This window comes from Fictibacillus sp. KU28468 (genome assembly GCF_026153615.1).
Classification (GTDB): Bacteria; Bacillota; Bacilli; order Bacillales; family Fictibacillaceae; genus Fictibacillus_C; species Fictibacillus_C marinisediminis.
Genome location: NZ_CP110666.1, coordinates 3953040 through 3969799, shown reverse-complemented (window position 1 = coordinate 3969799; position 16760 = coordinate 3953040). Strand labels below are relative to the sequence as shown.

Sequence of the window (16760 nt, the reverse complement as noted above, 5' to 3'; positions counted from 1 at the left end):
AATGGAGTTGCTTCTGCAGCTCTTTATTTCTGTCCGTTTAAACAAGAAAGAACTGAAGGTGAATGAGTTGAACGCAAAGACTTTCTTTATGGCACTTATTACGATTATCATTTGGGGATCAACATTTGCGGCCATCCGGGCGGGGCTGCATGGCGGTTATTCGGCGGGACACTTAGTTCTCATTCGTTACTTAATAGCATCCGGTGCTTTTATCCTTTATGCTCTGTGGCCGGGTGTGAAATTTCGTCTGCCGAAAAAAGAAGATCTTTTTAGGCTTCTGCTGCTTGGATGGATTGGAATCAGCATCTATCACATAGGGGTAACGTTCGGTGAGCAGACCGTATCGGCAGGAACCGCCGGCATGCTGATTGGAGCAGCGCCTGTCTTTACGGCGCTCATTGCTTTTTTCGTATTAAACGAGCGTTTAGGGAGATTTGGATGGCTCGGTCTTGGAATCGGGTTAGCTGGCGTTATATTGATTACGTTGGGTAGTGCTGGCCCGTCCCTGACGATTTCTAAAGGAGCTTTTTTAGTATTGATGGCTGCTGTCGCTACGTCTGTCTTTTTTGTTTTCCAAAAACCGTTCTTACATCGATATACACCGATTGAACTGACGGCTTATGTGACCTGGGCGGGTACACTGCCTTTTTTCTGGTTCTCTCCTGGACTCTTTGACTCCATTCAGCACGCTACCATGGAAGCTAATATATCGGCACTTTATGTAGGGATTTTCCCGGCGGCGATCGCTTATGTAACGTGGGCGATCGCCCTCTCGTCAGGCAATGCCAGTTCTGTGGCGAGCATGATGTACCTGGAGCCGGCAATCGCCATACTTACCGCATGGGTTTGGCTGAACGAGTGGCCGAGTACTCTTTCGATGATCGGAGGATTGGTTGCCATATCGGGTGTTCTTGTCGTTAATGGCTTGGATAAGAAGTGCGTTACGGCGGAAAAGAAGACAGCATGAATGTTATATTAACTCAAGGATTAGAATCCAATGAAAGATCAACTGCTCTAAGATGGCAGCTGGTCTTTTTTTTCATATACTTTGAATATCTATGGCCTTTGAAAAAGTTTCCTTTGTTTCATATAATCAATAGCCTTCGTTTTATTCTTTTGCTTAGAAACATATTCTCCTTCGTTTTTATCTCTATAATAGTTAATAAATCTGTCTTCTGAAAGAATGCCTTCAGAAATTGCATGTTTAATTGCACAGTCATTCTCATTTGTATGAGTACAGTCAGAAAACTTACATCTCCTGGATAATTCTAATAGATCTTCGAATCCGTTATCTATGTTGTCGACAGAATCTATTATTTCAAATAGCTTTTTATTACGTTTCATATTTAACTCCTTAGACCTGTAATTTATAATATTTTACAATTTTCATTTATTCTATTATATAGCACATCCTTCGACCATGGAATTTACCAAACCGATTGCCAGAGGGTTAACGATGCATGAATGGATACGCAGCCACTGGGATGGAGTTATCGTTGGCGTAGGTGGGCTTGATGCGGAAACAGCAGAAGCCGCACTTGAAAAGGGCACGATTGATGTTGCTGCGATTGGCCGGCCGCTTATTGCCAATCCGGATTATCTGGCACGAATTAAGCAGGGTCAACAACTTGTCGAGTATGAAGCAAAGAAACATTTAACTCAATTGGTGTAATAGAGAATGTAAAGACCAGCTGCTCTAATGTAAGCTGGTCTTTTTAAATGATAAATCCTTTTCTTTTCTATTGCGAAACGTTCAGGTTAGTTAAACACGGAATAAAAGGATTTGTACCAAGAAACGCAGAATATAGACATCTATCACAGATTGAACCGGTAAGGCAGGAATATCGGCAGTAAAACTAAGACTAAAGAAAAGGAGAGAATCTAATCATGTACGAACTAAAAACCAAAGAAACCGACAGTAGTGTCATTGAGTTTATTGAAAATGTTGAAAGCCCTAAAAAACGTGAAGACGCATATAAATTAGTAGATATTTTTACAGAAGCGACAGGTTATGAACCGAAGATGTGGGGACCGAGTATTATTGGATTTGGTGCATATCATTATAAATATGAATCCGGTCATGAAGGCGATGCGCCACTCGTTGGCTTTTCACCTCGAAAAGCTAAAATCAGTTTGTATTTTGCAACGGGTGACACGAAACGTGAGGAATTATTAAAAGACTTTGGCAAACATACCACTGGAAAAGCGTGCGTGTACATAAATAAGGTAGCAGATATTGACGTTGATGTCTTAAAATTATTAATCAATCAATCTGTAAGGTTTTTGAAAGAAACCTATACAAATCATTAAATAATCGGGCAATAAGCAGGGGAATTGAGGTATAGAGATGAATAAATCGCTGCGAATCTTACGGCTTTTGTTTGGGCTTTTTTTATTTGCGTTGGGCTCTGTGATCGTTATGAAAGGAAATTTAGGCTTTGGTCCTTGGGAAGTGTTTCAGGCAGGGCTCACCAACTATCTTCCATTGACCATCGGGCAAGCGACCGTTCTAGTAAGCGTGGTTATTGTTGGTTTGATTATCCTGCTGAAAGAGAAAATTGGAATCGGCACCTTGGCCAATATGATTCTGATTGGATTTTTCATGGACTTCATTTTATGGACCGATATACTGCCGAAGGCGCCCGGTTGGCCCAGTGGCTTGGGTATGCTGATGCTGGGGCTGTTTACCACAGCGTTGGGCAGTTATTTTTACATAAGTTCTGGCTTTGGGGCGGGACCGCGTGATTCACTCATGGTGTCGATCCGTAGGCGCACGGGTCTTCCAATTGGGGTCTGTCGTTCTTCATTGGAATGTTCAGTTGCACTGGTCGGCTGGCTGCTGGGAGGGCCACTAGGGATGGGAACAGTGGTTACTGCATTTGGACTGGGAGTATTTGTTCAGTTGGTCTTCCGTCTTTTCTCTTTTGAAACAACCACAATCCATCATGAGAACTTGCGGGAAACCTTTAAAGCGTAGGCCTTTTTTGTAGTTCTTGTGTTGGGAGGATGATGTTTACTGGTCTGATGATTCATAAGGAATACCCCTTAGATTATAATCTAAGGGGTGGAATTTTCTTAGCAAAGTTGACAGCATCGCTAATACACGCGTGTGTTATGTGTGGAATAACATCTTTTTAACAATTGGAATTGGTGCGCGCATCAATAACAGTACACTGTCTGGCACCTTGGCGAATTAATCGTTTCGCTTCTTCCATGGAAATCTTTACAAATACTGCCTCATCAAAATCGTTCTCCACATCAAACAATGCAAAGGCCTGATTACGGTTAATAAATATACACTTAAACTCAACTTCAACACCGTTTCTTGATCTAGGCGCGGTGTTTTGAACTTCACACAATTCCAAACCAGCATTGTTTAATCGTCTTGCAGTCCTTTCATTTATGCGAATAATCACATATTCCTCTAGATCCACTCCAGGAACCTCTGACTCAATTTCTACTACCGCAAAAAAACGGTTTCCAAGTACCAATAGGCAATTAGCACCTATTACAAAAATTTCTTCGGTGCCCATATCCATATTCCTATTAAATAAACTCATAAACTTTTATCCCCCTTGTAGTTAAATCCGTTGAATGGATGCTGGTATAGCCACGTGGTCTTCATGGCAAAAAGATAATCTTCCTTGCATCATTCACTTTCTAATATATTCTGCACAAGCACAATTGCTACTAAAATAGTGATTTAACTATTAGGGCATTGGTTTTCCCCTATTGAAGCAGAAAGGGAGAGTTTCGTGTTAAATGTTGAAATTAGAAGACCGGCGATTGAAGATCTTTCACCGTTACATGAATTTTTCCGGATCGTCATTACAGATACCTTTGCTAAAGAGGGAATCGAAGAGAAGCTGGATGATCTAAAGGATGAAATTGAGAGTAAGAAGCGTTATTTAGAAAGTGATTTAAAAAGCGAAGGAAAGGATCGCCATTTCCTAATTGCGATAGAAAGGAATCAAATGGTTGGTTCCATCGAATACGGTCCCGCAAGTGAACTTATCTGTACTTGTACAAACGGTGCTCTAAAAGAGCTGATTGAGATCGGTACTGTATTTGTTCATCCTGACTATCAAAGAAAAGGGATAGGGAATCTTTTATTGAACACCATGTATGCCACGCTGCGGAATAGAGGCATTAACGAATTTTGTTTAGACAGCGGGTACCGCAGCGCACAAAAAATTTGGACAAAGAAATTTGGCGAACCAGATTACTGGCTTAAGGATTATTGGGAAGAAGGCTTTGACCATATGATATGGAAAGTAAATGTATCTGTTTAATAACAATAGAGGGGAAGAAAGAGTGATGACTTGATTAGGAAAGTACTACCTTTGAAAACCACACCATAAGCTTCCTTAGTAATGAAAAATACAAAAGGGGTTTTATCATGCGGCAGATAAAATTTATGCTGGAACAATTTCTAAAGGAGCCTATGTGGTTTAAATTGCTAATCATTGCAGCGTTACTTATTTCTATTATCTTTAGCAGTTCATATTTTTCACACCATGCTTATGATGAGAGCATCTCCAAATTAGCTGCGGCTATCTTTTTAGGTGCTTATGGAATTAAATTTAGGAGAAGTCCTGTAACTTCTATTATTTTATTTGTTGCAGCAGCTATAGGCATTTATCTAGCCATTTCAGCAGTAGTTTAGCAGTGAGGCGGTAAATATAAAAATACTCCGCAATTCGAATCAAGAAACTCAAATAGCCGGTAAAACCCGAACGATAAATTTATTTATGTAAATAGAATTCGTATTTTTATTGTGGTTTTTTTAGTTGTTTGCTATATTATCAAAGTAATCAACTATATATCATTACTCGTATATGCTCGGAAATATGGTCTGAGTGTCTCTACCTGGTTCCCATTGCAAGAACTGGACTACGGGTTAAAGTATTCGTTTTTCGGCTTTTTTCAGCTGATTTCATTTTTTTATACTTTGACTTTCGCCGGTCCAGTGGGTAGAACGCTACCTGTCTGGACTTTTTTCTTTGGGCCAGATCTTCGAGTATATCAAACAACCAGGAGGATCATGGATATGAAAAAGATGAAAACAGGATACGCTCTATTAGCGGTGGTTACAGCACTGTTACTTGCGGCGGTTGCAGGATGGAGATCTGATTCACCGAATGAAACAGTACAAGCCAAGTCTCATCATAAGCCGATTGTTATTCAAGGACCGATGCCGATTGAGGCTGAAAAATTTGCACAAAAGCTAAAGAATGTGAAAGTAGAAAAATCAGGCACTTTTGTATTTTATAAAGGAACTCTAAACCACTATCCTGTTATCGTTGCAAAGACAGGTAAGGGAATGGAAAATACAGCAGCCGCTACAGCGATCGCTATCGAAAAATATCATCCAATGGCCATCATCAATCAAGGAACATCAGGCGGACATGATCCAGAACTGAATGTTTTTGATATTGTATTAGGAAAACAAACAGTAAATCTAGGTTCTTTAAAAACAGGGGAGAAGGGTGAAGGCGAGGGAATGGATCCTGCAGCATGGAAGCCGATGGATCTTATGGCTTCTGAAGGAAGTGCAGGAGAAGATCCGAATGCTGAAAAACCTCGTTTCTACGCAGGGAATAAGGATTTGCTCGAAGCGGCTAATGAAGTTAAAGATAAATACACCAAGGGTAAGGTTGTGGAAGGTACAATTGGTTCTGCAGACGTTTGGAATAATGAAGTGGATCGAATCAAGTGGTTCCATTCGAAATACGGCACATCAGTTGAAGAAATGGAAGGAGCTTCAGCGGCACAAATGGCTCAAGCTTATAATGTACCATTCTTGGGAATCCGAGTATTGTCCAATAATAAAACGAATGGCGGTAAATACAACCCCAATACAGCAGAAGCATGTCAAAACTATGTTTATCAAGTAGTTGAAAAATATATTTCTACGATACCTAACAAATAATAGGTTCCAAAGGGGCTGTCCTGAAAGTCGAAAATTGACCTTCAGGCAGCCCCTTTTTATATGAACTAAAAGGAAAGTTAAATAAACATGTGCAATACAGATAGTAATATGATGTGCAGCAAAGTTGGGAGGAATAGTATGGAACATGATTTAAAAGAGTTAATTAATAAGTGTGACTTGGCAATAAAAAAGGAAGATTTTGATACGTTGATGAACTACTATACTGATGATGCAGTTCTGGTTGTAAAGCCAGGAATGATTGCACGAGGTAAAGAAGAAATCAAAAAAGCATTTATTGCCATTGCAAAGTATTTTAATAACAGTATTGTACCAACGCAGGGGGAAATGACTATTTTAGAGGCTGGAGACACTGCGTTAGTTATTTCCCAAACGCTGCTTGCTGCCGATAAAAATGATTCCGAATATTCCATGGATAGAAGAGCAACATACGTGTTTAAGAAAAATTCAAACGGCGAATGGCTTTGTGCAATTGATAACTCATATGGTACTGACTTAATTAATAAATAGAGTTTTCAACAATCAGGGAGGAAGTGGAAAGTAAAATAACTCAGCAATGGAATCAAGAAGATAGTGATTATATTTGTAATATGAAATTGCAGGTGTAGTACAAGAAAATCCTACTAAGGAACATCAGCAGTATTATTTAATGAAGAGACTCAATTAAACAAATAAAATGAAAATAAGCTGCCGAATCAGGCAGCTTATCTTCGTTAAGGTATTTTTATTTGAATTTATTAATAAGGATAGAATAGACGTTGTATTTACTGGGAGGGTTAGGAATGAATGGAGATGAAACCATATTACATCCTGATACAGGTGTAACTTCTGGAATTTTTGTTGAGCGATCATTAAATGAAATTCGTTTTTGGTCCAGAATCATGAAAGAACATTCGTTATTTCTCCGATTGGGTTTTAGAGCGGAGGATACTCAATTAATCAATGAGGCTAATCAATTTTTCCGATTGTTCGAACGCATCGAACAAACCTCACATTCCTTTACAAATCAAACAGATCCTGAGCAAATAAAAAGATTTAATACAGAAGTACAACAGGCTGCAACCAATATTTTCGGATTTAAACGAAAAGTACTGGGATTGATTCTTACATGTAAATTGCCAGGGGCAAATAATTTCCCCCTGTTAGTTGATCATACAAGCAGGGAAGCGAATTATTTTAGAAAACGATTAGGTGAATTAAATGAAGGTAAAATGAAACCTCTTCCTGATGCCATTATAAAAGAAAATGTCTTCTTCTTAAGGATTATGGCAGACCATGCTAAATTTATTGGTCATCTGCTGGATCCATCTGAAAGAAAGCTAATTGATATCGCCCGAAATTTCAGCAATGATTTTGATCAATTGATGTATCAAGCAAGAGACTTAGAATCTATGAAGCCACAATCTCAAACGGTTCCTCTTTTAGATCAATTCCTGGATCAGAATCGTGTGTCGGTCTCATCTCTTCGGGACTTCAAGAAAACGGCACGTGATTTAATCGAGCAATGTAAAATAAAGAGTATCATTCATCCGCTATTAGCAGACCATGTTTTCCGTGAAGCTGATCGATTCCTTGAAATAATAGACATGTTCGATGCTCATCTTACAAGCGGCACCCCATAACCAAAATAGTAGTCCATAAGCTGAGGGGGCTGTCCAAGAAGTCTGTAAGCTGTTGATTTCCGTTCCAGGGTGCTCGCTTTTACCGGCGCGAGCTCCTACTTTCGCGGGGCGTGCGGTGAGCCTTACCGGCGTGAACGCCTACTTTTTGGCGCTAGCGCCTGCGGAGTCTCACCTGTCACGCTAGTCCCGCAGGACAAGGAAGGCTCCGGCAGCTTTTTATCGCACGAAGAAAATGTGAAGTTCATTTTCGAGGAGTCTCGCATCTTCCACTTCAATTAACTTTTCATTGAAGATTTTTCAAGCCAAAAAGGGGCTGCCTGAAGGTCAATTTTCGACTTTCTGGACAGCCCCCTTGCCACTTCCAAAATAAATGGCTTCAGTTCGAGATATGCTCTCTTACCTTGTTTGCGAAATTGGCTTCACGTTACGCCAATCTAATATTAAATTCCTGAATTAAATCTTTAAAAGCAGGCCTTTCATTTCCATCTCTTCCGACGACATGCGTGGCTGTCACTAAAGAATTTAATACGGACTCTTCAACAGCTTCTCCAACGGCCCGAAAAGCCGTATCCATATCATCCTCATGAATCGCAGGAAGGGTTAAACAGTGATTTGGATTGTCATGAGGAATTTTAGTGGCGGTTGAAAAGCCGATGATTACTTCTCCGCTGCCATGCGTAATGATGGATCCTGTCCTTGATAGGCCGGCAACCGACCGCTTGATGATGCGATTGAGCTGACGTTCTGAAACCGGCAGATCCGTGGCAACAATGATCATAATCGATCCTTTATCCCTTTCCTCCCAAGATTGGAGCAGCTCTTCTTTCAGCTCTTGCCCAATCGCCCTGCCATTCATCATGAGATCACTTAAAATACCAAAGTTCGATAGGACGAGCACCCCAATGGTGTACTCTCCATGAGCCAGTTGAAACTGTCTTGAGGCAGTGCCGATTCCTCCTTTTAAGGAATAACAAAGCATGCCCGTTCCCGCTCCGACACTTCCTTCCCCAAATTCCGTTGAAGCGTTATGTATGGCTTGAAAAACATGTTCCTTCTCAATAAATTGAGCTCTTACATCATTGAGGAACATATCATTGCACTCCCCGATGACGGGATTGACCGTCCCAGTCGATCGGCCAATTTCCGGATTCTTCTCCAGCATGTATTGAATCAAGGCATCTGCAGCTGTACCGATACTTAAGGTATTTGTTAAAATGATTGGCGTTTCTAACACACCCAACTCTTGCATTTGAATGGTACCCATCGTTTTTCCAAAGCCATTGATAACATGGCTTGATGCTATCAGTTTTTCCTTAAACGTGTTGCCAGTGTGAGGGAGGATGGCTGTTACTCCCGTTTGCATGCTCTGATCACTAAGTGTTACGTGGCCGACTGTAACGCCTTCGACATCGGTAATTGCGTTATAGCGTCCGGTTTCCAAGCGTCCTATTTTAATTCCATAGTCGCGTATTCTTTTTTTGTAGTGCATTGAAATGATCACCATCCATCGTTAGTGTTAATAACACTTACAAATCATGAGATGATTTCCATCAGGGTCTCTAAAATTAAAATAGTGATGATGTTCAATTCCAGTGATTAAATCAACCTTCTTTTTTTTCATAAACTGATAGGCTTCTTCAATATTTTCTGTATTGAAATGAAATAAGGAGGTTTTTACGATATTTTCTTCTGAAAAAATCTTGCTGTCTAATACAATCCCTGTACCATTCATGGGTATGACATAAATATGACCAAACTGTATTTCTCCATCTGCTTGTAAACCTAATATGTCACAATACCAATCTCGAGCTTGTTCGATGTTGCTTACTGGAATAAAGACCGTTCCGATTTGAGTTAAAACAGGACTATTCAAAAAATCCCTCCTAATTATTTTCTGGTACCCTTATCTATTACATTCACTTTTTAATACAACTATCCTATCGGTTATTTGGATATTTTACATAACAATCCTGGGAAAAGTTTAATGCATTGCCTGAGGACAAGAAGCCGAAAATCTATGTTATCCCCGATCATGAAAGCGAGTTTATTAAACAGGCTGTATTATTTATTATCAAGAAGGACTATAGCCTCTTCATGCAGAAAAGGGTAGAAAAAATTTCTGACCCTTTGATTAGAGAAATGATGGAGGATGTTAAATGAATAAGTTAGTGTCTGAGCTAGAAAGTAATCTATCTTCAATGCCGAAAAGAATTAGCAAAATTTCGGATCTCGAGGCCAAACCTCTGCCGTCCAAATGGTCTAAAAAAGAAATTCTTGGACATCTTTGTGATTCGGGTAATGTGAACCACCAGCGCTTTGTTGATATCATCGCCTCAACTCAAGTGGTTACCCTGAAGAGTTATAATCAGGACTTTTTTGTGGAGATTCATGACTATCAGCATTCATTTACTGTTGAGGACATTCTTCATCTATGGATTTCAATCAATAAACAGATCGCGGCACTTCTTGTGAATGTTTCGGAGGAACAATGGAAGCTTGAATGTAAAGCAGATGCACAAAACATTCAAACGTTTGAGTGGCTGGTAAGGGATTATATTGATCATATGAACCATCATCTTGGACAAATTTTGGCGGATTGAATGAGGCCTGCCCAGAAATTGGCGATTTATTTGTGGAGAGTGAACATAAGTGTCATTTTATCCAAGATAGTGGCAATCAGGATTCCTGCTGTGTACCGAATCAGATCTACAATAAGAAAGCCTTTGCCCAGGATCAATGCACCGAGCATTGTATCACGAATAGAATTGATCCAGTTTTCCTGATACAGCTGACTGAATTCAATGCCGAAGCTGAACAAAAAACTGAGCCATAAAGCTGTGTGCAGGCTTTTACGCACCAGTAATAAACGGAATCCGAAATAGACCATCATGGCCCATAGCACATCTCCGGCGTTCTGCGCTGCAACTAACGGAAAAAGATGGCTCCACTTTCTGGAGGCGAGCCCTAAAAAAATGGTGATACCAACAGCTATACTATAAGCTATCCTCATTTTAATGTAATGCGGTTTGATCGTTGCCTTATTAGTAGTCAATCGAATCCCTCTTTAACATGATATTGATATTCATTGTACTATAATGGTTCATTTGTAAAGGAAAGTAGAGCAATCTTTTGTGTAGGGAGTGCTGATTTAAGGTTGTTATCCAACTGGAGGAAGAGTATTTAGCGAAACAGAGGGGTATTGCTATGAATCCGATATTAATGGAAGTTCCAACTCAATTAGAAACTGAAAGACTGATCCTTAGAGCTCCTTTACGTTCTGGAGATGGAGAGATCGTCAATCAAGCTATAAAAGCATCTTATCAAGAATTAAAAGCGTGGCTGCCATTTGCTCAGACCCTTCCTGCTGTAGAAGAAACAGAAATTAACTTGAGGGAGGCCCATATCAACTTCCTAAAAAGAGAGAACTTTCGTTTCCTGATTTTCCACAAGGTATCCAATGATTTTATAGGAACCACCAGTCTTCAAAGCATCGATTGGGATATCCCAAAATGCGAGATTGGATACTGGATCAATACCAAATTCAGCGGCCAAGGTTATATGACAGAAGCTGTAAAGAAATTAACGGAATTTGGTATGGAACAGCTGCAATTTAAAAGAATTGAAATCAGATGTGAGTCTACAAATACGAGAAGCCGTTCTATACCTGAAAAATTAGGCTTTTCATTAGAGGGCATTCTCAAAAACGATGATTTATCTGCAGATGGAACCAGACTGACTGATACTTGTGTTTATGCGAAAACGAGTTGAGCAGGATTATTTTTGTATGGATTTTTTTATCATGTTGAACTAGCGGATTCAGTTACAAATGGAGCTCTTCTTTATACTTCCGTCTTTGCTTATAGCCCTTTTCTAAGTATTTTACTTACTTTATTAACCTACAGGGCATACCTAAAATATGCCTCTTCAGATATGGGCCAATGACAGATGAAAACAATCGATTGCCCCAGCTTCAGGATATGCCTGTGAAAATTCTTATAAATGACTATGATGAAGTAGTTAGTATGATTAAACGTTATGCTGTGAGCTAAAGGATCAATAGTTAAACGATACGGTTGAATATGAGGGCAACCAAGTAACCATACATTGGAGCTTGTGGCATATAGCGGATCATAACAGATATGATCAAGCACATATTAACCAGCTGCTTACATGGTTTGATTATCATAAATGGGGATAATGCTTTTTTTGACAGGTACCAAAAAGTAATCAAAGAACTTAATAGTTCCTACGTCACTTTAAAGTGCGTACTTCTCATTCTGCTGTTAATATTCAATAATTATCTTGTTTGATTGGCTCTTAAACAAGAGGAGGAAAAACAGTGGCAAATCATTTACAGGATACAACCACTTTGCATAATGGAGTAAAAATGCCTTGGTTTGGATTAGGGGTATTTAAAGTTGAAGAGGGGCCGGAGCTTGTTAATGCAGTAAAAACAGCTATTCGGCATGGCTATCGCAGCATTGACACAGCAGCCATTTATGAGAATGAAGAAGGCGTCGGAAAAGGGATTCAAGAAGGTTTAGCTGAAAGCGGCGTTGAAAGGCGAGACCTATTTGTGACATCAAAAGTCTGGAATGCTGATTTGGGCTATGAATCAACAATAGCGGCTTATGAAGAGAGCTTACGGAAGCTTGGTCTGGAATATCTCGATCTTTACCTCATTCACTGGCCTGTTGAAGGTAAGTTCAAAGATGCTTGGAGAGCTCTTGAAACATTATATAAAGAGGGCAGAGTCAAGGCGATAGGGGTAAGTAATTTTCAAACCCATCATCTTAAAGATTTGATGAAAGATGCTGAAATAAAACCGATGATCAATCAAGTTGAATATCATCCTAAATTGAGCCAAAAGGAGCTTCGGGAGTTTTGTAAAGCACAGGGTATTCAAATGGAGGCCTGGTCTCCCCTCATGCAGGGGCAGCTTCTGGATCATCCTGTTCTAAAGCAGATTGCGGATCATCATAACAAGTCTGTTGCCCAAATTATTCTAAGATGGGATTTGCAAAATGGTGTAATCACAATTCCAAAGTCTACAAAGGAACACCGAATTATTGAAAATTCCATGGTCTTTAATTTTGAATTATCGGATATGGAAATGAATCGAATCAATGAGCTGAATCAAAATCTTCGTGTGGGTCCAGATCCCGATGATTTCGATTTTTAATTAAACTTTAAAGCATACAGAAAAAGACGCGAATTTCGCGTCTTTTTTGTATCCAGCCTTATATGGCGTTGAAGTTTATTAATTGCAGAATAATTGGATCTTCTTGCTCCGGCATCCTGTTTACGTTTGATCTTCGGTAAGATATGTTTTTACGGCTGGCGGTTCATAGTTGCTGAATTGATTCAGTAGGTCTTGTGGAGTGGGAGCTGTTAGTGCCATCTCACGGTACTTTTCTTGCATAAATCCTTCGGCCGTCATGTGGTTAAACAAGGAGATCAGAGGATCGAAATAGTGTTTGATATTTAACAGACCGCAAGGCTTTTGATGTAAGCCTAATTGTGCCCACGTGAAAATCTCAAAGAATTCTTCCATGGTTCCTGGTCCGCCGGGTAAAACGATGAACCCGTCCGCCAATTCAGCCATTCTTGCTTTTCTTTCATGCATGGAATCTACCACGATAAGATTGGTTAAGTTCTTATGGGAGATTTCTCTTTTTTTCAGAAAGTCTGGCATGATTCCTGTTACTTGTCCACCATGCTGCAGTACGGAATCAGCAACGGCTCCCATCACTCCTGCACTTGCCCCGCCATACACGAGTCCGATGTTGCGTTCGGCCAGTTCTTTCCCCAGTTTCGCAGCTTCTTTAACATAGATTTCCGATACACCATTGCTTGAGCCACAGAATACAGCTAGATTTTTCAAATGAATCTCCTCCTTTTATCTGCAGTTAAAATTATATCAGTTCCTTGGACTGCTAACAGGAAGGAGATTTTCACCCCTTTTGACGAATACAAGTAAGTGGAAAATAAAGGTGGAGGTTTCATAAGAATGAAGTTAGATTGGGTGAGATCAAGGATAAGATCGCTTTCGGCTGCTGAAAAAATGGAGCACATTCCTAAAGGATATTCTGGGGATCAGAAATACGCTGTGACATTAAAGGGTGGCAGTAAGGTTTTATTGAGAATTGCCGCTATAGGGGATTATGAAAGGAAAAAATCCGAGTTCCAGCTGTTAAGCAAAATCATGAGGTATCCCGTTCAGACACCGGAGCCTATTGAAATAGGAAGGCTGGAGGAGATGGACATCTGTTTTTATGTGCTTTCTTACATAGAGGGAGAAGATGCAGGTGAGGTATTGCCCAAGTACACGGAAAGGGAGCAATACGAGATTGGTCTAAGAGCGGGGAAGGACTTGTGGAATTTGCACCAGTATCCAGCACCTAAGACCATTGAGCCATGGTATGAAAGGGTGACGGACAAGTTTTACAGATATTTGGATGCCTATAAGACTTGTGGTGTCAAAATAAAAAATGATGAGAAAATCATGGCTTTTATCGAGGAGAACAAACCTTATTTAAAAAGCCGTCCAAACCAGTTTCAGCATGACGATTTCCATCCAAGCAACCTTATTGTGAAGAACAAACAATATGCAGGAGCCATTGATTTTAACCGCTTTGATTGGGGCGACCCCTATCATGACTTTTGTAAGGTCGGTTTATTCAGTAAAGAGGTGAGTGTTCCTTTTTCCATTGGGCAAATCAATGGATATTTTGAGAATATGATCCCTGAGGATTTTTGGATGATTTACTCTCTTTATATGGCTATGAATGTTATGTCTGCCATCGTATGGACGATCAGGGTTACACCAGATCAAGTCGATGAAATGGCAGACCGATTACATAAGGTGCTGGAGGATCATCAAGATTTTGAAGTGCTGGAGCCGAAATGGTATACAGCGCATTCCTTCTCGGTTAATCAGGTGTGAGCTGATGCTTATTAAACGAATATCCTCCAAAGTAAAAGAAGGACATCAAGATTTATTTTATGACTGTCAAAAACAATGGGGAACGCTTAGTCAGGTGAAAGGGTTTATCGGACAACTGGGAGGATGGAGTGATCATAAGCAATCGACTGCTTGTATCTATGCTTTCTGGGAAAGCCAACAGGATTATCAGTATTTTATGGATGAGATCCATGATCAGATTTTTTCAGCCTCAGGGCAAGGAAACACCTATACTTCGATAGAGATAGATTTTTTCCAAGAAGAGCTGAGAATCACCGGTTTGGAAAATCAATTTGCAGATGTTATAAGAAATGCCAAATATATTTATTCGGTTATACAGCAAGCTGAAAAACATGGCTGGAATGCAGGCTTGCAAAAAGCCAAGGGAATGCTGGGAGGCACATTTGCATCGTCCCAAAAAGATAGGGACACTTTCCTTGTATGGTTAGCCTGGCAGTCTGAGAAGCAGCAAAGAAGGACTCTGCCACAAGGTGGTGCGGCAGAATGGGCAGATGAAAAGTTTAGTGTCATAGAAGCTTGGCGAGTGTGTCCGAGCATTATTGATAGAGACTGAAGAATGATAAGCAGGAGGGACTGACCATGTTTCCAGGAACGCTGTACGAAACCCATGTCAAAACCAAAAATTTAGAAGCGGCTATGGAATTCTATACGAGGTTAGGGTTAGATTTGGCCCATACAATTGAAGATCGGCGTGTCGCATTCTATTGGTTTGATAAAAATAATAAGCGCGAACAAATGCTGGGCGTTTGGGAAGTACCGGAAGAAGAGTTTCATAAAAGCCATTTTGCGTTCAAGGTTACGTACGATGACATTATTCATGCAAGTGAATGGCTGCTTACTAAAGGGATAAGGCCAAGGGCTGCTTTTGGACTTGAACCTACGGAACCCATGGTGCAAACCTGGACACCTACTGCGAATCTCTATTTTTATGATCCGGATGGCAATTCATTAGAATTTCTTTGCTTGCTTCCGGAAAAGAAAAATGTGGAGAAGGATGTTATGTACTTAAGTGAATGGGAAAAACTTTCGTGAAAATGGATGAAGCAGGAGCCTTTTGGGTCCCTGCTTTTTCATGCTAGCAGTTACAGATCATTAAAACGTTGCCGTCTAAATCCTGAAAATTAAAATAGGCAAACTCTCCAATGCGTTCTATGTCCTTTACGATGGTGATGCTATTTTCTTTTATGAATTCATAGGCTTTATCAATATCCGGTACATAAAAATTAAACAGCACATGCGAAGAAGGTTTAAATACAAAGTCGGGATCAAACGTGTGGTCGTCCAATGTTAGTCCTGTTTCATTGGTAACAGGCAGGTTGTAAACGGGGGAGTCTGCGTTTTCAGGATTGAAAGGTACTCCAAGCAAATGACTGTACCATTCTGCTGATTTCTTTAAGTCCTTAACATGGATAAACACATTATTCACCTTGCAAGCAATGGGCGACACGGTTGAGTTCATGATCTTACCACCTTTTGGTTATATTTTACAATTAGTCATTCAACAATAGTAAGGGAAATCCTTTTATGAACCGATGGAAAATAAACAAAAAAGATTAAGGTGATTGAAATGCTGCTGCACGCAGAAACGAAGATAGTTATTGGGGCAGGACCCTATAATAATAATCCTGGGTGGATTCATACACAGGAAGAAGAATTGAGTTTATTGGATAAGAGGCAGTGGGAAAATGCATTTGAAAAAAATTCAGTGGCAGCCATTTTAGCTGAACATGTGTGGGAACACTTTACGTATGAAGAGGGAATAGAAGCTGCTGAAAACTGTTATGACTTTTTAATGCCGTCTGGTTACATTCGCTGTGCCGTTCCCGACGGATACTTTCCGAATGAGGAATATCAGCATACCGTACAAGTTGGCGGTCCCGGACCTGAAGACCATATCTGCGCAAGCCATAAGATTGTACATAATTATAAAACGTTATCGGCTATGTTTGAAGCAGCGGGCTATACGGTAAGGCTGCTTGAATATTTTGATGAGACTGGGAGCTTTCATTTGGAAGATTGGAACGGGGATAAAGGCGTTATTTTCCGATCAAAAAAGTACGACCCAAGGAACCAAGGAGATAAAATAGTGTTTGCTTCATTAATAGTAGATGCCATCAAGCCTCCAGCAGACTGATTTCCGGGAAAATCCAAATGAGTAAGCACCACCTTTTATTGACGAGAGGCATAAATATGATATTATAAA

Annotated in this window: 23 protein-coding genes, 1 pseudogene and 1 riboswitch; of the genes and pseudogenes, 17 read left to right on the top strand and 7 right to left on the bottom strand. The window is 40.1% G+C overall.

Annotated elements, in window-relative coordinates:
• Position 1: 1 nt before the first annotated feature.
• Positions 2 to 967: a DMT family transporter gene (locus OKX00_RS21020; RefSeq protein ID WP_322114334.1), complete on the top strand. Its 966-nt coding sequence runs from the start codon at positions 2 to 4 to the stop codon at positions 965 to 967.
• Positions 968 to 1056: 89 nt separating this feature from the next.
• Here the strand turns inward: OKX00_RS21020 and OKX00_RS21015 are convergent, their stop codons facing one another.
• Entirely contained in the window at positions 1057 to 1344 is a 288-nt protein-coding gene (locus OKX00_RS21015) for a P-loop NTPase family protein (RefSeq protein ID WP_265408717.1), read from the bottom strand.
• Positions 1345 to 1408: 64 nt separating this feature from the next.
• Here OKX00_RS21015 and OKX00_RS21010 point away from each other — a divergent pair.
• From OKX00_RS21010 to OKX00_RS21000, 3 genes and pseudogenes are all read left to right on the top strand, one after another.
• Positions 1409 to 1672, top strand: a pseudogene (locus OKX00_RS21010) (alkene reductase); the annotation flags it as partial.
• A 215-nt stretch (positions 1673 to 1887) separates the two neighbouring features.
• Positions 1888 to 2310, top strand: coding sequence for a DUF1801 domain-containing protein (locus OKX00_RS21005; RefSeq protein ID WP_265408715.1), 423 nt, complete (start codon positions 1888 to 1890; stop codon positions 2308 to 2310).
• Positions 2311 to 2347: 37 nt separating this feature from the next.
• Entirely contained in the window at positions 2348 to 2977 is a 630-nt protein-coding gene (locus OKX00_RS21000; protein WP_265408714.1) for a YczE/YyaS/YitT family protein, read from the top strand.
• 157 nt (positions 2978 to 3134) lie between these two features.
• Here OKX00_RS21000 and OKX00_RS20995 read toward each other — a convergent pair whose 3' ends face one another.
• Positions 3135 to 3560 (bottom strand): hypothetical protein, encoded by a 426-nt coding sequence (locus OKX00_RS20995; protein WP_265408713.1) that lies wholly within the window; start codon positions 3558 to 3560, stop codon positions 3135 to 3137.
• Positions 3561 to 3755: 195 nt separating this feature from the next.
• Here OKX00_RS20995 and OKX00_RS20990 point away from each other — a divergent pair, with 195 nt between their 5' ends.
• From OKX00_RS20990 to OKX00_RS20965, 6 genes are all read left to right on the top strand, one after another.
• Complete coding sequence (locus OKX00_RS20990; RefSeq protein WP_265408712.1) at positions 3756 to 4292, top strand: GNAT family N-acetyltransferase; 537 nt, start codon at positions 3756 to 3758, stop codon at positions 4290 to 4292.
• 107 nt (positions 4293 to 4399) lie between these two features.
• Entirely contained in the window at positions 4400 to 4666 is a 267-nt protein-coding gene (locus tag OKX00_RS20985) for a hypothetical protein (protein WP_265408711.1), read from the top strand.
• A gap of 146 nt (positions 4667 to 4812) precedes the next feature.
• Positions 4813 to 4916: riboswitch (purine riboswitch) on the top strand.
• A 128-nt stretch (positions 4917 to 5044) separates the two neighbouring features.
• Entirely contained in the window at positions 5045 to 5932 is an 888-nt protein-coding gene (locus OKX00_RS20980; RefSeq protein ID WP_416054271.1) for a 5'-methylthioadenosine/S-adenosylhomocysteine nucleosidase, read from the top strand.
• A 138-nt stretch (positions 5933 to 6070) separates the two neighbouring features.
• Positions 6071 to 6460: a YybH family protein gene (locus OKX00_RS20975; RefSeq protein WP_265408709.1), complete on the top strand. Its 390-nt coding sequence runs from the start codon at positions 6071 to 6073 to the stop codon at positions 6458 to 6460.
• Positions 6461 to 6732: 272 nt separating this feature from the next.
• Complete coding sequence (locus OKX00_RS20970) at positions 6733 to 7572, top strand: DUF2935 domain-containing protein (protein ID WP_265408708.1); 840 nt, start codon at positions 6733 to 6735, stop codon at positions 7570 to 7572.
• Between the two features lie 52 nt (positions 7573 to 7624).
• Positions 7625 to 7756: a hypothetical protein gene (locus tag OKX00_RS20965; RefSeq protein WP_265408707.1), complete on the top strand. Its 132-nt coding sequence runs from the start codon at positions 7625 to 7627 to the stop codon at positions 7754 to 7756.
• A 240-nt stretch (positions 7757 to 7996) separates the two neighbouring features.
• On the opposite strand, the gene OKX00_RS20960 is transcribed toward OKX00_RS20965, so the two are convergent.
• Positions 7997 to 9061: a DmpA family aminopeptidase gene (locus tag OKX00_RS20960; RefSeq protein WP_265408706.1), complete on the bottom strand. Its 1065-nt coding sequence runs from the start codon at positions 9059 to 9061 to the stop codon at positions 7997 to 7999.
• Between the two features lie 27 nt (positions 9062 to 9088).
• Positions 9089 to 9445, bottom strand: a complete 357-nt coding sequence (locus OKX00_RS20955) for a VOC family protein (protein WP_265408705.1) — start codon at positions 9443 to 9445, stop codon at positions 9089 to 9091.
• Positions 9446 to 9728: 283 nt separating this feature from the next.
• On the opposite strand from OKX00_RS20955, the gene OKX00_RS20950 reads away from it, so the two are divergent.
• A complete protein-coding gene (locus OKX00_RS20950) occupies positions 9729 to 10172 on the top strand; it encodes a DinB family protein (RefSeq protein WP_265408704.1) in 444 nt (147 codons plus the stop codon).
• Between the two features lie 26 nt (positions 10173 to 10198).
• On the opposite strand, the gene OKX00_RS20945 is transcribed toward OKX00_RS20950, so the two are convergent.
• Positions 10199 to 10624 (bottom strand): ribosomal maturation YjgA family protein, encoded by a 426-nt coding sequence (locus OKX00_RS20945; protein ID WP_416054270.1) that lies wholly within the window; start codon positions 10622 to 10624, stop codon positions 10199 to 10201.
• Between the two features lie 152 nt (positions 10625 to 10776).
• Between OKX00_RS20945 and OKX00_RS20940 the strand changes: the two genes are divergently transcribed.
• Positions 10777 to 11340: a GNAT family N-acetyltransferase gene (locus OKX00_RS20940; RefSeq protein WP_265408703.1), complete on the top strand. Its 564-nt coding sequence runs from the start codon at positions 10777 to 10779 to the stop codon at positions 11338 to 11340.
• Between the two features lie 571 nt (positions 11341 to 11911).
• Positions 11912 to 12754, top strand: a complete 843-nt coding sequence (locus tag OKX00_RS20935) for an aldo/keto reductase (protein WP_265408702.1) — start codon at positions 11912 to 11914, stop codon at positions 12752 to 12754.
• 120 nt (positions 12755 to 12874) lie between these two features.
• Here the strand turns inward: OKX00_RS20935 and OKX00_RS20930 are convergent, their stop codons facing one another.
• Positions 12875 to 13456 carry an LOG family protein gene (locus OKX00_RS20930; protein WP_265408701.1) on the bottom strand — a complete coding sequence of 194 codons (582 nt, stop codon included), beginning with the start codon at positions 13454 to 13456 and terminating at the stop codon, positions 12875 to 12877.
• Positions 13457 to 13582: 126 nt separating this feature from the next.
• Between OKX00_RS20930 and OKX00_RS20925 the strand changes: the two genes are divergently transcribed.
• The 3 genes from OKX00_RS20925 to OKX00_RS20915 are packed head-to-tail and all read left to right on the top strand — an operon-like array spanning position 13583 to position 15589.
• Complete coding sequence (locus OKX00_RS20925) at positions 13583 to 14518, top strand: aminoglycoside phosphotransferase family protein (protein WP_265408700.1); 936 nt, start codon at positions 13583 to 13585, stop codon at positions 14516 to 14518.
• Positions 14519 to 14522: 4 nt separating this feature from the next.
• Positions 14523 to 15110, top strand: coding sequence for a DUF4937 domain-containing protein (locus OKX00_RS20920; protein ID WP_265408699.1), 588 nt, complete (start codon positions 14523 to 14525; stop codon positions 15108 to 15110).
• Positions 15111 to 15136: 26 nt separating this feature from the next.
• On the top strand, positions 15137 to 15589 hold the full coding sequence (locus tag OKX00_RS20915) for a VOC family protein (RefSeq protein WP_256227987.1): 453 nt from the start codon (positions 15137 to 15139) through the stop codon (positions 15587 to 15589).
• Between the two features lie 43 nt (positions 15590 to 15632).
• Here OKX00_RS20915 and OKX00_RS20910 read toward each other — a convergent pair whose 3' ends face one another.
• Positions 15633 to 16016: a VOC family protein gene (locus OKX00_RS20910; RefSeq protein WP_265408698.1), complete on the bottom strand. Its 384-nt coding sequence runs from the start codon at positions 16014 to 16016 to the stop codon at positions 15633 to 15635.
• Positions 16017 to 16124: 108 nt separating this feature from the next.
• Here OKX00_RS20910 and OKX00_RS20905 point away from each other — a divergent pair, with 108 nt between their 5' ends.
• Positions 16125 to 16691, top strand: a complete 567-nt coding sequence (locus OKX00_RS20905) for a class I SAM-dependent methyltransferase (RefSeq protein WP_265408697.1) — start codon at positions 16125 to 16127, stop codon at positions 16689 to 16691.
• Positions 16692 to 16760 lie beyond the last annotated feature (69 nt).

What these genes read in the sequence shown, in the direction of transcription:
- OKX00_RS21020 (WP_322114334.1), top strand. Translation starts at nt 2, where the DNA reads ATGGAGTTGCTTCTGCAGCTCTTTATTTCTGTCCGTTTAAACAAGAAA.
- OKX00_RS21015 (WP_265408717.1), bottom strand. Translation starts at nt 1,344, where the DNA reads ATGAAACGTAATAAAAAGCTATTTGAAATAATAGATTCTGTCGACAAC.
- OKX00_RS21005 (WP_265408715.1), top strand. Translation starts at nt 1,888, where the DNA reads ATGTACGAACTAAAAACCAAAGAAACCGACAGTAGTGTCATTGAGTTT.
- OKX00_RS21000 (WP_265408714.1), top strand. Translation starts at nt 2,348, where the DNA reads ATGAATAAATCGCTGCGAATCTTACGGCTTTTGTTTGGGCTTTTTTTA.
- OKX00_RS20995 (WP_265408713.1), bottom strand. Translation starts at nt 3,560, where the DNA reads ATGAGTTTATTTAATAGGAATATGGATATGGGCACCGAAGAAATTTTT.
- OKX00_RS20985 (WP_265408711.1), top strand. Translation starts at nt 4,400, where the DNA reads ATGCGGCAGATAAAATTTATGCTGGAACAATTTCTAAAGGAGCCTATG.
- OKX00_RS20980 (WP_416054271.1), top strand. Translation starts at nt 5,045, where the DNA reads ATGGATATGAAAAAGATGAAAACAGGATACGCTCTATTAGCGGTGGTT.
- OKX00_RS20975 (WP_265408709.1), top strand. Translation starts at nt 6,071, where the DNA reads ATGGAACATGATTTAAAAGAGTTAATTAATAAGTGTGACTTGGCAATA.
- OKX00_RS20970 (WP_265408708.1), top strand. Translation starts at nt 6,733, where the DNA reads ATGAATGGAGATGAAACCATATTACATCCTGATACAGGTGTAACTTCT.
- OKX00_RS20960 (WP_265408706.1), bottom strand. Translation starts at nt 9,061, where the DNA reads ATGCACTACAAAAAAAGAATACGCGACTATGGAATTAAAATAGGACGC.
- OKX00_RS20950 (WP_265408704.1), top strand. Translation starts at nt 9,729, where the DNA reads ATGAATAAGTTAGTGTCTGAGCTAGAAAGTAATCTATCTTCAATGCCG.
- OKX00_RS20940 (WP_265408703.1), top strand. Translation starts at nt 10,777, where the DNA reads ATGAATCCGATATTAATGGAAGTTCCAACTCAATTAGAAACTGAAAGA.
- OKX00_RS20925 (WP_265408700.1), top strand. Translation starts at nt 13,583, where the DNA reads ATGAAGTTAGATTGGGTGAGATCAAGGATAAGATCGCTTTCGGCTGCT.
- OKX00_RS20920 (WP_265408699.1), top strand. Translation starts at nt 14,523, where the DNA reads ATGCTTATTAAACGAATATCCTCCAAAGTAAAAGAAGGACATCAAGAT.
- OKX00_RS20915 (WP_256227987.1), top strand. Translation starts at nt 15,137, where the DNA reads ATGTTTCCAGGAACGCTGTACGAAACCCATGTCAAAACCAAAAATTTA.
- OKX00_RS20910 (WP_265408698.1), bottom strand. Translation starts at nt 16,016, where the DNA reads ATGAACTCAACCGTGTCGCCCATTGCTTGCAAGGTGAATAATGTGTTT.
- OKX00_RS20905 (WP_265408697.1), top strand. Translation starts at nt 16,125, where the DNA reads ATGCTGCTGCACGCAGAAACGAAGATAGTTATTGGGGCAGGACCCTAT.